General features: G+C 58.4%; 8 protein-coding genes and 1 tRNA gene. 4 read left to right on the top strand and 5 right to left on the bottom strand.

Annotated elements, in window-relative coordinates; translation table 11 throughout:
* Nucleotides 1–34 precede the first annotated feature (34 nt).
* Nucleotides 35–883, bottom strand: coding sequence for a FadR/GntR family transcriptional regulator (locus HMPREF2527_RS06145; protein WP_049340966.1), 849 nt, complete (start codon nt 881–883; stop codon nt 35–37).
* Between the two features lie 221 nt (nt 884–1,104).
* Nucleotides 1,105–2,778, bottom strand: coding sequence for an L-lactate permease (locus HMPREF2527_RS06140; RefSeq protein ID WP_070507135.1), 1,674 nt, complete (start codon nt 2,776–2,778; stop codon nt 1,105–1,107).
* An 844-nt stretch (nt 2,779–3,622) separates the two neighbouring features.
* Between HMPREF2527_RS06140 and HMPREF2527_RS06135 the strand changes: the two genes are divergently transcribed.
* Genes HMPREF2527_RS06135 through HMPREF2527_RS06125 form a run of 3 tightly spaced genes read left to right on the top strand, consistent with a single transcriptional unit; the run spans nt 3,623 to nt 6,715 of the window.
* Nucleotides 3,623–4,417 carry a (Fe-S)-binding protein gene (locus tag HMPREF2527_RS06135; protein WP_005504630.1) on the top strand — a complete coding sequence of 265 codons (795 nt, stop codon included), beginning with the start codon at nt 3,623–3,625 and terminating at the stop codon, nt 4,415–4,417.
* A 16-nt stretch (nt 4,418–4,433) separates the two neighbouring features.
* Nucleotides 4,434–6,071 (top strand): LutB/LldF family L-lactate oxidation iron-sulfur protein, encoded by a 1,638-nt coding sequence (locus tag HMPREF2527_RS06130; protein ID WP_049353896.1) that lies wholly within the window; start codon nt 4,434–4,436, stop codon nt 6,069–6,071.
* Nucleotides 6,071–6,715, top strand: a complete 645-nt coding sequence (locus HMPREF2527_RS06125; protein WP_012902909.1) for a LutC/YkgG family protein — start codon at nt 6,071–6,073, stop codon at nt 6,713–6,715. The genes HMPREF2527_RS06130 and HMPREF2527_RS06125 overlap by 1 nt, the downstream gene beginning before the upstream one ends.
* A gap of 239 nt (nt 6,716–6,954) precedes the next feature.
* On the opposite strand, the gene HMPREF2527_RS06120 is transcribed toward HMPREF2527_RS06125, so the two are convergent.
* Both HMPREF2527_RS06120 and HMPREF2527_RS06115 read right to left on the bottom strand, forming a co-directional pair.
* Complete coding sequence (locus HMPREF2527_RS06120) at nt 6,955–8,514, bottom strand: molybdopterin-dependent oxidoreductase (protein WP_070507133.1); 1,560 nt, start codon at nt 8,512–8,514, stop codon at nt 6,955–6,957.
* A gap of 597 nt (nt 8,515–9,111) precedes the next feature.
* Nucleotides 9,112–10,614 carry a cation:proton antiporter gene (locus HMPREF2527_RS06115; protein WP_070507130.1) on the bottom strand — a complete coding sequence of 501 codons (1,503 nt, stop codon included), beginning with the start codon at nt 10,612–10,614 and terminating at the stop codon, nt 9,112–9,114.
* A 364-nt stretch (nt 10,615–10,978) separates the two neighbouring features.
* On the opposite strand from HMPREF2527_RS06115, the gene HMPREF2527_RS06110 reads away from it, so the two are divergent.
* Nucleotides 10,979–12,112 carry a hypothetical protein gene (locus HMPREF2527_RS06110; protein WP_070507128.1) on the top strand — a complete coding sequence of 378 codons (1,134 nt, stop codon included), beginning with the start codon at nt 10,979–10,981 and terminating at the stop codon, nt 12,110–12,112.
* Nucleotides 12,113–12,251: 139 nt separating this feature from the next.
* Here the strand turns inward: HMPREF2527_RS06110 and HMPREF2527_RS06105 are convergent.
* Nucleotides 12,252–12,325, bottom strand: a tRNA-Pro gene (locus HMPREF2527_RS06105).
* Nucleotides 12,326–12,379: the final 54 nt, after the last annotated feature.

The following is a 12,379-nucleotide window of genomic DNA, read 5'->3' as shown; positions in this document are numbered from 1 at the left end:
AGCTATGTGGGGTTATGAGGTTGAGTGGCACATCCTAGCCGGCGTGAATGTTCTCGTGGCACAAATCCTCGTGCAGAATATCCCGCGCCGGATGCTGCCGCGCCCGCTCCTCCGCAGCCCGGTCAGACAGCGAATAGAACCACGTAATGTGCTCACACACCCGCTCATAGGCTGCCTGCTCATCGTGAGAGGCAATCGCCTCAATAATGCCGTAATGCTGCTGCTGCAACGTGCGCTTGACCGCTTCCCAATCCTTCAAGAAAGGAACTGCCTCCTGCACATAGCTCATCGTCGCCATGTGCAGAGAGTCAATAACCGTATCAAGCACAATATTGCCGCCGAGCTTCGACAGCTCATAGTGAAAACGCGTATCGCAGAAGTGGAAGCGCTCATCGCTGATCTGCTCATCCATCTCTGCCAGATGCACGCGCGCCCGCTCCAGCGCCGCCGCACGCTCCGGAGTGTCCGGCGCGGCAGCTGCCGCACGCGCCGCAGGGCCCTCCAGCAGCAAGCGGGTTGAGACAACGTCCTTCACCGGCAGGCTACGGGTCGCAATGTGCATGCGCAGCGCCCAGCTGAGCGCATCCGACGGCTCAGAAATGATAATCGCGCCCGACTTCGGTCCCGAACCCGTGCTGGAACGAATCAGACCCAGCGCGTTCAGAACCCTCAAACCCTCACGGACCGAGGGGCGGGAGATACCGTGCCGTGCCGCCAGCTCACGCTCGGAGGGGAGCTTATCGCCCACACGCAACTCACCCAGGCGCAGGCGCCGCTCAAAGGTCTCCAGAATGATGCTGTAGCTGCGGTCCGCCAGAATCGGCTGGCGCTCAACCACAGGGGGCGCCTCTGCAGGCTGGGTGTCGTCAAAAGAACGAGGCATACTCTCTCCTGATAACGAGGCGGATAACGAAAAGAAGTCTCGACTCAGCATGTTCTCCCAAACTATTGGGGCAACCTATCGAGTCATAAGGGGCATAAAAAGCGGGGCGGCGATACCGGAAAGGTACGCCGCCCCGCTGTGGCCTCCGGTCAAACCGGGGCGAATGTCCTACTGTTCGTGAAGCGGATGCTTCAGGAACTCTCTAAAACCTGAGCTTCAGATTAGGGAATCATGAAGGACAGCACGTTGGTCTGCAGGAAGACCAGGATGCAGACGAACAGGAGCATAGCGAAGGACCAGGGGAGGACAGCCTTGAGGATGTCGGATTCCTTGCCTTCCATGTCCACGGAGGTAGCAGCAATAGCCAGCGACTGCGGGGAGATCATCTTACCGACCACACCACCGGTGGTGTTAGCAGCCAGCATGAGCTCGGGGGTTGCGCCGTGGATACCTGCGTGCTGCAGGTTCTCAGCAGCAGACACCTGCAGCTTGGAGAACAGTGCGTTCGCGCTGGTGTCCGAACCGGTCACAGCGGTACCGATCCAGCCCAGAGCCGGTGCGAGGAACGCGTAGACGGTGCCCAGGCCTGCCAGGAAGGTACCCATAGCAATGGTCTGACCGGAGAAGTTCATGACGTATGCCAGTGCCAGAACCGAAGCAATGGTCAGGATGGACCAGCGCATGCGGTAGACAACGGAACCGAACTCGGTGAAGATTGCCGGGAACTTGAAGGCGTAGCGGCCCTTCTCGTTGAAGAAGAAGTAGACCACAGCAACAACCAGACCGGAAATGATCAGCAGGGTGCCGGGGTTGGACATCCACGCGAAGTTGTAGACAGCGTCCTTGACGGGCTTGCCGTCAGCGGTGACGAGGCGGGAGCTCAGAGCCTGGATATCAATCTTGATGACGAAGCTCTTCAGCCATGCCTTCAGGCCAGCGTGCAGGTTAGCAACACCGAAGATTGCGACAACGATGACGTAGGGCAGCAGTGCCATCCAGACGCGAACTGCGGGCAGAGCTTCCTTCTCTTCGGACTGTGCGGGCAGACCGTAGCGTTCACGAACGCCCTCGACGCCGCGCGGCTTCCAGAACTGCAGGAAGATAACAGCAACACCCATGGAGACGATGCAAGCAACAACGTCGGTCAGGTTGAACGCGGGGGTAGCAGCGGTGACCCACTGGGTAATTGCGAAGGAAACACCGATGATCAGTGCGGGCAGCCAAGCGTCCTTCAGGCCCTTCATACCGTCGAGGATGACGAGCAGGATGAGCGGAACGAGCATTGCCAGGAACGGAGCCTGGTGACCAACGATGGTTGCGATAACGTGTGCGTCCTTGCCGCCGACGTCAGCTGCGGTGGTAATCGGGACAGCAACTGCGCCGAATGCCACGGGTGCGGTGTTAGCGAGCAGAACGGTAATAGCAGCCTTGAGGGGCTTAACGCCCAGGGCGAGAATCATGGTTGCGGTAATTGCAACGGGAGCGCCGAAGCCAGCCAGTGCCTCGAGCAGACCGCCGAAGCAGAATGCGATGAGGATAGCCTGGATGCGCAGGTCGCCGCCGCCGAGGCGGTCGAAGACGCGGCGCAGGTCTTCAAAGCGGCCGGAGAGAACGGTGAGCTGGTAGAACCAGATTGCACCGAGGATAACCCAGCAGATGACCAGGCCGTAGATGCCACCGCGGACGGCGCTCAGACCGGCGAGGTCAGCGGGCATGTGGAAGCCCAGGACTGCTACGAGGATGGATGCTGCCAGTGCCACGAGTGCGGACCAGTGAGCGCGTGCCTTAACGCCCAGTAGCATCACAAAGAAGGTGAGGAGGGGAATGGTTGCCACGAGTGCGCTGAGGCCGAGGCTACCTCCCACTGCATTGGTTACAGCGGTATAAGTTTCCACTGGAACTCCTTTGGTTCAGGGTGTGTCTTGTGTGTGGTCAGACCATAGATAATCCCGCTGGGGAACGGGTCATTGTTTCCCATGCGGGGATGTGGTCAGACCATTGATCGCATGTTTAGAAGAGTACCGGATAATGTGGTGTTTCACCAAAAGTGACCTGACTCATTTTTGTGGAAGGCGACCGGAACCTGGGCTCGCTTCCAGTGAAACTGCCGAAATATTGCGGTTCTGATAGTTAATTCCAGGTTCTGAAACTCGAATATTTTCAGATACATCACGAGTTGGGTGTATGGGTCATTGGTTTACCCAGGGGAGAGTCTTCATTTGGACGCATATACCCGAAAAGAATGTTGTTTTAAAAAGGAAAAGCCCCATAAAACAACCATAAAATCTTCAGAACGGCGGATTTCTAGGGGGTTTATGGTCCACTTCTGTGTGTTTGATAAATGTTCAATCTGCGAAAAGAATATAGGGGTCTTACGGGGGGTGCATGGGAGATGAGGTCACATGTACCGGAAGGTAGGGAAATATACCTTAAGGTCAGGTCGACCTAACCGGTTATTTAACAAGGAAAGTATGTGCTATTCCAACTAGAGAAAAGCCGCCCAACGGTGTTAAATGGCTAGAAAGATAAAAGACATCACCACGGTTTCTGATCCCACCGCATCCCACCTCCACTTGGGGCGCGCACATTAGCCGGAACCATCCGGTCCAGCTTCCCCGACTCAATACATCTGAGTCGCTTCTTTGGAAGACCGAACTTGTTCGGACTGTGCCCCGCCTGCCCCAGACGCAGGCGGTGAGACCGAGAAACTCTGAACACAGAGGAAAGGACGGACAAGTCATGCGCATTGCACTCTTCTCCACGTGCATCGTTGACGGCATGTACCCCCGCGTAGCACGCGCCACCGTCGAAATTCTTGAGCGCCTGGGCCACGAGGTTGTCTTCCCCCCGAACCAGACCTGCTGCTCTCAGATGCACGTCAACTCCGGCTACTTCGATGACGGTTACGAAGTCATCAAGAACCACGTTGAAGCTTTCGACTCCTGGGACTGGGACGTAGCTGTTGCACCCTCCGGCTCCTGCGTTGCTTCCCTGCGTCACCAGCAGGCAATGGTCGCACGTAGCCGCGGCGACGAAGCGCTGGCTCTGAAGGCAGAGCAGATTGCTTCCCGCACCTTCGAGCTTTCCCAGCTGCTAATCGACATCCTGGGCATCACCAACGCTGCCGAGCAGCTCGGCTCCTACTTCCCCGAGCACGTCACCTACCACAGCTCCTGCCACGGTATGCGTATGCTCGGCCTGGGCACCCGCCAGCAGGACCTGGTCCGCACCGTCGAAGGCATCAAGTACACCCAGCTCGAGGGCATGGACCAGTGCTGCGGCTTCGGTGGTACCTTCTCCTTCAAGAACGCTGACGTCTCCGGCGCAATGGTCAACGACAAGGCAGACAACGTTGAAGCAACCGGTGCTTCCGTCTGCACCGGCGGCGACTGCTCCTGCCTGATGAACATCGGCGGTGCGCTGATGCGTCGCGGCTCGGACGTTCAGACCATCCACTTCGCTGAGATCCTCGCATCCACCAAGGAAAACCCGCTCAAGATTAACTCCGAGCGTGTTGAGCTCTCGATCGGCTAAGGAAAGATAAGACCTCATGACCGCTATTCAGCTTGGTATGCCCAAGGTCGTTCACTACGGCGAGGGCAACATTTTCGAAGAAACCCCCTTCCCCAAGTACGCGAAGGAAGAGCTCAAGAACGAGCAGCTACGCGCCAACCTGCGCTTCGTGACCCACGCGATCCGTAACAAGCGCGCACGCGTCACCGCAGAGGTGCCCGACTGGCAGGACCTGCGTAACACCGGTGAGTCCGTCAAGAACTACGTTCTGGCGAACCTGCCCGAGCTGCTCGAACAGTTCGAGCGTAACTTCACCGCCGCAGGCGGCCACGTGCACTGGGCACGCAACGCCACCGAGGCGAACCAGATTGCTCTGGACCTGATTCGCGAGCAGGGCGTGGACGAAATCATCAAGATTAAGTCCATGGCAACCGCAGAGACCGGCCTGAACGAATTCCTCGAGGAAAACGGCATCAACGCTATTGAGACCGACCTCGCGGAAGAAATCGTCCAGCTCGGCCACGACCGCCCCTCCCACATTCTGGTGCCCGCAATTCACCGCAACCGCCGCGAAATCCGCGACATCTTCCTGCGCGAAATTGAGGGTATTAACCCGGACATCACCGATGAGCCGGCAGAACTGGCAGAGGCATCGCGTAACCGTCTGCGTAACAAGTTCCTGAACACCACCGTGGCAGTCTCCGGCACCAACTTCGGTATTGCTGAGACCGGTACCCTGACCATCGTGGAGTCCGAGGGTAACGGCCGTATGTGCCTGACCCTGCCCGACACCCTCATTACCTTCATGGGTATTGAGAAGATTCTGCCCACCTTCCAGGACTACGAGGCATTCCTGCAGCTGCTGCCCCGTTCCTCCACCGGTGAGCGCATGAACCCCTACACCTCCATGTGGACCGGTGTGACCCCCGGTGACGGCCCGCAGAACATGCACGTCATCCTCATCGACAACGGCCGTACCGCCGTTCTGTCCGACGAGCTGGGTCGCCAGGCACTGCGTTGCATCCGCTGCTCCGCTTGCATGAACGTGTGCCCCGTGTACGAGCGCGCAGGCGGTCACGCCTACGGCTCCACCTACCCGGGCCCCATCGGCGCGATTCTGTCCCCGCAGCTCTCCGGTATCGAGGCTGCAGAGAACAACTCCCTGCCGTACGCATCCTCTCTCTGTGGCGCTTGCTACGAAGTTTGCCCCGTGAAGATTAACTTCCCTGAGGTCCTCGTGCATCTGCGCGCTAAGGATGTTGAGTCCCAGCACGCTGTCCGCGAGTTCGAGGGCAACAAGAAGGCTCCCTTCTCGCAGATGGACGGCATGATGCTTGGTGCGAAGAAGCTCTTCACCTCCGGCAAGATGATGTCGATTGCAGAGCGTGGTCTGCCCATGTCCCGCCTTATCAGCGGCCGCAAGCACAAGATCACCGCTGTTCCCGGTATCGTCAGCGGCTGGACCGCTTACCGCGACATCCCCGAGCCCCCCAAGGAATCTTTCCGCAACTGGTGGAAGAAGGAGAAGGGTCAGGCTCCGGCACGCGATAACGCTGAGCGCGTTGACATTCAGGCCCTCATCGAGGCAAACAAGGGTAAGGTCGCTGAGGCGGCAGCAAACGCCAAGGCAGCTATGGACGCCCAGGCAGCCCGTGAAGCTAAGGAGAACAACTAATGTCCTCTGCTAAGGAAGATATCCTCGCACGTATCCGCTCGTCCCTGGCTGACGCACCCGTCGCCCCAGAGCCCGTACGTAACTACCGCCGCGTCAGCGAGCTGAACGAAGAGCAGACCATTGAGATGCTCGTCGACCGCCTCATTGACTACAAGGCAAACGTGTTCCACGCGAACAAGGAGAACATCTCCAAGGTCATCGCAGAGCGACTGGGTGAAAAGTCCACCTACGTGGTTCCCGAGGGCCTGAACATGGAGTGGCTACCGGCTGACACCGCTGACCGCAAGCGCGTCACCGACTCCGGTAGCACCCTCAAACCCGGCTGCCTGAGCCTGAAGGAACTGGACGCAGTTGACGCTGTGGTGACCGGTTCGACCGTCTCCTGCGCAGAGACCGGCACGATCTTCTTGAACACCAACCCCGATGAGGGTCGCCGCGCCATCACCCTGGTGCCCGACCACCACATCTGCGTGGTTCCCCGTTCCACCGTGGTGGAGCTGGTTCCCGAGTCGATCGAGCGTATCACCTACACCCGCCCTGTGACCATGATTTCCGGTCCGTCGGCAACCAGTGATATCGAGCTGATCCGCGTGGAGGGCGTGCACGGCCCCCGTACCCTGGACGTCATCATCTACGACGCTTAAGGTGCAGCGCCAGAAGGCAAACCTCTAAAGAAACCGCCCGAGAGCTAAGGCTCCCGGGCGGTTTCTTTATGCCCTCGAGGCTCCTAGTCTTCAGAAGCATATGCACCAGTCATGAGGATGCAAAAACGGTGGCGGGCCCATGTACCCGCCACCGTTCGGTGCTTTATATGGTTGCTTATCGACGCGCTACCTAGCGGAGCGCTGAAGGCTCTACCGTAGCGATGCCTCCGCGTTGGCGCTTAGGCACGTGCGTCGAAGTGCTGCAGACCGGAGTCCTCGCGGCTACCGCCCTGGCCATCGCCAACATCGTGGTAGTCTTTGATCCACTCGATCTTCTGAACCCACTTGACCATCTTGTAGCCGTGCATGGAGTCCGCACGCAGACGCAGCGGGCCACCGTACACATCCGGCAGAGGCTTATCATTCATGCCCCAGGCCAGGATGGTCTCATCCTCCATAGCCATGGAGATATCCAGGCACTCGTAGTACGGTTCGGTCGGTCGGCCGTCGTAGGTGTGGCCCACGTGGCCGAAGGAGGTCACCATAACGTAGCGAGCCTCGTCGGTCTTCTCGACCAGTGCGAGAACGTCGCGCAGGCGCACGCCCTCCCACTTGGCGATGCCGGTCCAACCCTGCATGCAGGTGTGCATGGTGATGTTGACTTCCTTGCCCAGCTGCTTGAGCTCGTCAATGCTCAGGGACTTGGATTCCTTCACCAGGCCGCCCAGCTCGAGGCGGTAGTCAACGAACTCGTGCTCCTTCAGACGGTTCCACTCGGTGCTCTCACGCTCGGTCGGCGGGCGAGTGTTGACCCAGTGGAAGGGCGAAATATCGGCATCGGTGAAGGTCTTCTTCTGCACCTGACGGGAGGTGATACGATCCAGCAGGACGTTACGAATCGGCTGGGTCAGACCCCAAATGAAGGTCTGGGTGAATCGCAGGTCGCGCAGGGACCAGTACGAAGCGAAAAGCCACAGTGCCACAGCGAAGACAATGCCGCCAATGAGCATGGTGACTGCCTGAGCGAACTGTGCTGCGTCGACCTCGTTGTAGGGCTTGTTCAGCATCATGTGGGCGATGTTGTACTGGGGGTGAACCACGAACACCAGCGCCACGTGAATGACGGTGAAGATGCAGTAGAACGCCATGCCCAGGAAGTGGATGGAACGTGCGGTCTGGCGGTTACGGAAGAGGCGCACGTAGCCGGGGAAGCGGCCGCAGAATGCCGGGCTCATAATCGGGCCGGTTGCAATCATCAGCGGTGCCACAATGAACACCACGGTGAAGTACATAATCTGCTGCAGAGCGTCGTACGGCTGGAAATGCTCAATGGAGGGAATCTGGAAGCCAGCGTAAATCTGGATGGATTCCCACGCCTGCGGGATGATGTCCCAGCTGGTCGGGACGATGCGGCGCCACTGGCCGGTCAGGAATAGCAAGGAGACGTAGACGAGACCGTTAGCAATCCAGATAAAAGTAACTAGAGCGTGCCATGCACGGCCGAGACCAATCTGGCCGTTACCGGGTAGGGAGATAAGCGGCGACAGTCGACGCTGGTCGTCGCGGGCAGTGAACTCACCGGGGACAGTCGAAACCTTGTCCTTGGTGAACTTGAGCCACTCGGAACCCGGGGTGCATTGGTTGTTCCAGTACAGACGGGGGTGAGAGGCGAGAACTTCCCAACCTGAACGAATCAGGAAGCCCATCATAATGAAGTTGATGAAGTGCGTAATTCGGAGCCATGACGGGAAGTCCAGCTCTACGCCACCAGTGCTCGCGGTGAGGAGTAGTTGGTGCATGATTTTTCCTTCGGAAATGACTGTGTGTGCAGACAATCGTTAGGATTCAGTGCGAGGCCTTGAGATGTGAGGTTAGAAATAATTACCTTTCTGACCCATATAATCCTCCTCCGTGGTTGGGAGCCGCCGGGGTATCGTCGCGGATACTCCCGAAAGGGGCGCCTCCCGTGTGTGAATGGGGAGGTACACCAGCTCCCGCTGGGGCGGAAGCGGCTCTGTGCATGTATGTTGGTTTATGTGTGTTTTAGGGAAATACCCTGTGTGCTTTCAATTTTATAGGACAAAGTGTCAGTCGCGAAAGCTAAGACACGTCATCTTCTGTAATATTTGCATAAAAAATCCGAATTTAAGGATTTTTTGTCTCCTCCCCCTGATTTATAAGGAGATTCAGATGCAAAAACTCGCCACACCCTACGATGAGGGCGTGGCGAGTTTTGAGCCTATATGTGGGATGCCTTGTGAAATTGAATAGCGTAGCTACCTGTTATTATGTGGTTTTTATTAAGGTAATCCCACATAAGGTTGCTGTGACTGTATGCGGGGTACCTGTCCAAACTAGTTCATTCCATGAAAGATCGAACCACCACATAGCCGCAGCTACTTCTGCGCAGCATCCGTATTCTCTACAGAGCCCCTGCGCTTCTTTGCCGCATCCCGAGACGCAGTACAGGAAGCAACCTCAACCTCGACAGAATCAGATTCAGCCTGAGACTTCAAACGAACCACCGGAATCATACCCGTAGTCAGCTTCGTCTGAGCATTACGCTGAGCCTTCAGAGCATTCATCTGTTCCTTACGGCTCGGCGCCTGCTGAGACGGTCCAGCAGAACCAAACGCCTGACGAATACCCAACGCCCACAGCGGGAACAGTAGAACCGTCAGCGCGCCACCGGCAACCAGCAGCGACGCCGTGGACTCCTCCAGAAGACCCGAACTGGTCGCAACCTCCGTCACCGCCACAATAATCGGCAGACCCGCAGCCGAATACAACGCCAACTGCGCCTTCTGCGCGCGAGTGGTCAACCCCGAACGGGTATCGAAGAAATGCTCCGCCAAAAGCACCGGAACACCACGGCACAGCAGAATACCCACCACCACGGCAAGCAGACCCAAAGGCTTAGCCACCACGGCAGACACATCAATACCCATACCGCTGACCACAAAGAACAGCGGAATCATGAACGTAAAACCAACCACCTCAAGGCGGCGAGTCATCATATGCAAAGCCGCCGGAGGGGTCAGAGTACGCAGAATCAGACCCGCCGCAAAGGCACCGAGCACCGCATCCAAATCAAAAAGGGCAGTGCACATGATCAGGGTCGCCAGCAGGAACATCGCAAGACGCAAAACCGTCTGACCGGTCGTATTCGCCTCCGCAACCATAATCTGACGCAGACCCGGCACATGCGCAAACAGACGATGCGGAATCAACGCCACAATCACCGCAACCACCATAAACGCCAGCAACACCACAATCGCCATGCCCGGCGAACGCGACGAGAGCAGCAGCGAAATAGCGAAAATCGGCAGAAGCTCACCCACAGCACCGTGCACCAGCACCGCATTACCCACCGGCGTACCGGCAGCACCGTGAGACTTCAACATCGGCAGCAGAGTGCCCAACGCCGTAGAACTCAGCGCCACACCCACCGCAATATACGTATTCAGCTCACGCGAGAACGACGTAATCACCGCCGCACCCGCCATACCCAAGGCAAAGCACACCACCCACGTGGCAATAGCGCTATAACCCTGACGGCTACGCAGCGACGACACGTTAATCTCAAAGCCCGCAATCAAAAAGAGCATGCCCAAGCCCAGCTCCTTCAGTAGCGGGATACCGCCCTCACTGCTGGCAAGGTTGAGCATATTCGGGCCAATGAGCAGACCAAAAATGAGCAGGAAAACCACATCCGGGATCTTCTTACCCGTCAGCCGCGAAAGAATCGGCGACAGCAACGCAACCAACGTAATCCAGAAAATGGAAACAAACTGGCCGCTATCGTGGCTCGATCCATCCGACAGAGTCGTACCCGAAGCAAGAAGAGCACCAGAAGTCCCCAAATCCGTCAAGAAAAGCGGGGAAAAAGTCGAAAACATAAAACCTCAACGTGGTGTGTGCAGGTGGGGCGCGTTTGGGACAGTAAAAGGAGCGAAATTATGCTCCCGCGGGGTTGCTCCACCTTTAAGAACGTACCAATGGTACACACCTAACCTCGTGCAACAACACTTGAACAGCACTCACCAATAGGGCAAGAAGCTCCAGCCAGCAGCCGACAGAGAGGCAGTATGAGAGCAAAACCTCCGCGCCACCACCCGAGCAGACACAGCTTCCACCGTTACACTTAACACCTATGCCAGAGCATCCGACACACACCACCGGATGCGGCAGATACCCTGGCAGGGCACACACCACCGGCAGGGTGCACAGACTCTCAAACACGGCACTACAAGGAGCGAGGACATGGCAGCAGGGCGCACTCAACCTATCCCCACCGTCAGCAGCGGGGCACGTGCCGCCTCCCTCGGAGGAACCCGACGCGACCTTGGGCTCGACCTCGCCCGCGCCTTCGCCGTGCTCAGCCTGCTCATCCCCTTCGGATACTGGCTGCAGCTGATCCCGGTGTCCTGGACGTTCTGGATCCCGCAGACCCTCGTACCGGCTGAACCGCTCTTCGCCGCAATCCTGGGCGCAGCCGCTTGGCGCTACGCCCGCACCGCGAACTTCCCGCAACTCTTCGCCGGAACCATCGTGCGATTCCTCGCGCTACTCCTGCTGGGCGTGGCACTCATGCAGGGCATCACCTACCTGCCGCAAGCTGACGTGACCGTACCCGCGCAGGGCTTCTCCTACTCCCTGCCCTTCGACATGCTCGTGCACCTGGCGCTACTCACCCTGCTGACCCTATTCGTCGTGCACCTTCCCCTGTGGGCAATCGCAGTGCTAGCGGTAGTCACCAGCCCCTTCATTACCTGGACCTACACCCTGCTCATGGACGTAGCCGCCCAGGCAGATGCGTGGACCGCCGTCCAGCTACCCTTCCTCGCAAGCCACGGCGTCAACCACGCCCAAAGCGCCCAGCTCATCTGGGTCATGTGCCTGGGCATCGTACTCGTGCGCCTCTACGACAACCTGCAAGCAAAGCTCGCAATCCCCGTGGTACTCGCCGTGCTGGCGCTCGCCGTCTACCGCACCTTCAACCCCTACACCGAGCTCGGCTTCCTCAACAGCCCGCAGGTGCTGCTAACCCTAAACCTCGCGGCAACCCTCTACTTCTGGGCCGAATGCGCGCGCCTGCTCTCCGCACAGGCGGGAATGCTCACCCCCATCGCCCGCCTGGGCCAGATGTCGCTGAGTGCCTCCATTGTGCTGAGCGGAATCATCATCTACGCCGGACCCACCATCAAGGCATTCACCGTCGGCGAGCACTACGTCGCCACCGGAGGCTGGGGCACCGCCGTGTACTGGAGCGCCTTCCTGCTGCTCGGCGCTGTTATCGCCCTGGGCTTCTGCACCCTCTGGTCACGCATGGCACGCTCCATTGCCGGACGCGGCCCCCTGGAGGCGATTCTCGCCCTCATCTCCGGGCGCGGCTAAACGGAACTGAACTCAAAACGAAAGCGACCCCCTCCCTGCGTTCCTGCGCGGGGAGAGGGCCGCTTTTATACACTCAAACTGCGCAGCAAAAATACTGCGGGTACGACAAAGCCCCGGTCCAGAGGACCGGGGCTATCTGTCGGGATGACAGGATTTGAACCTGCGACCTCGTCGTCCCGAACGACGCGCGCTACCAAGCTGCGCCACATCCCGATGTTGACCTATCAGCGAATACCGTAGGCAACTCACCTAGGATAACCCAAAAAA

It is taken from the genome of Rothia sp. HMSC071B01 (assembly GCF_001808945.1).
Classification (GTDB): Bacteria; Actinomycetota; Actinomycetes; order Actinomycetales; family Micrococcaceae; genus Rothia.
Note: the sequence above shows the minus strand (reverse complement) of the source record. Positions and strands in the feature narration are given on the sequence as shown.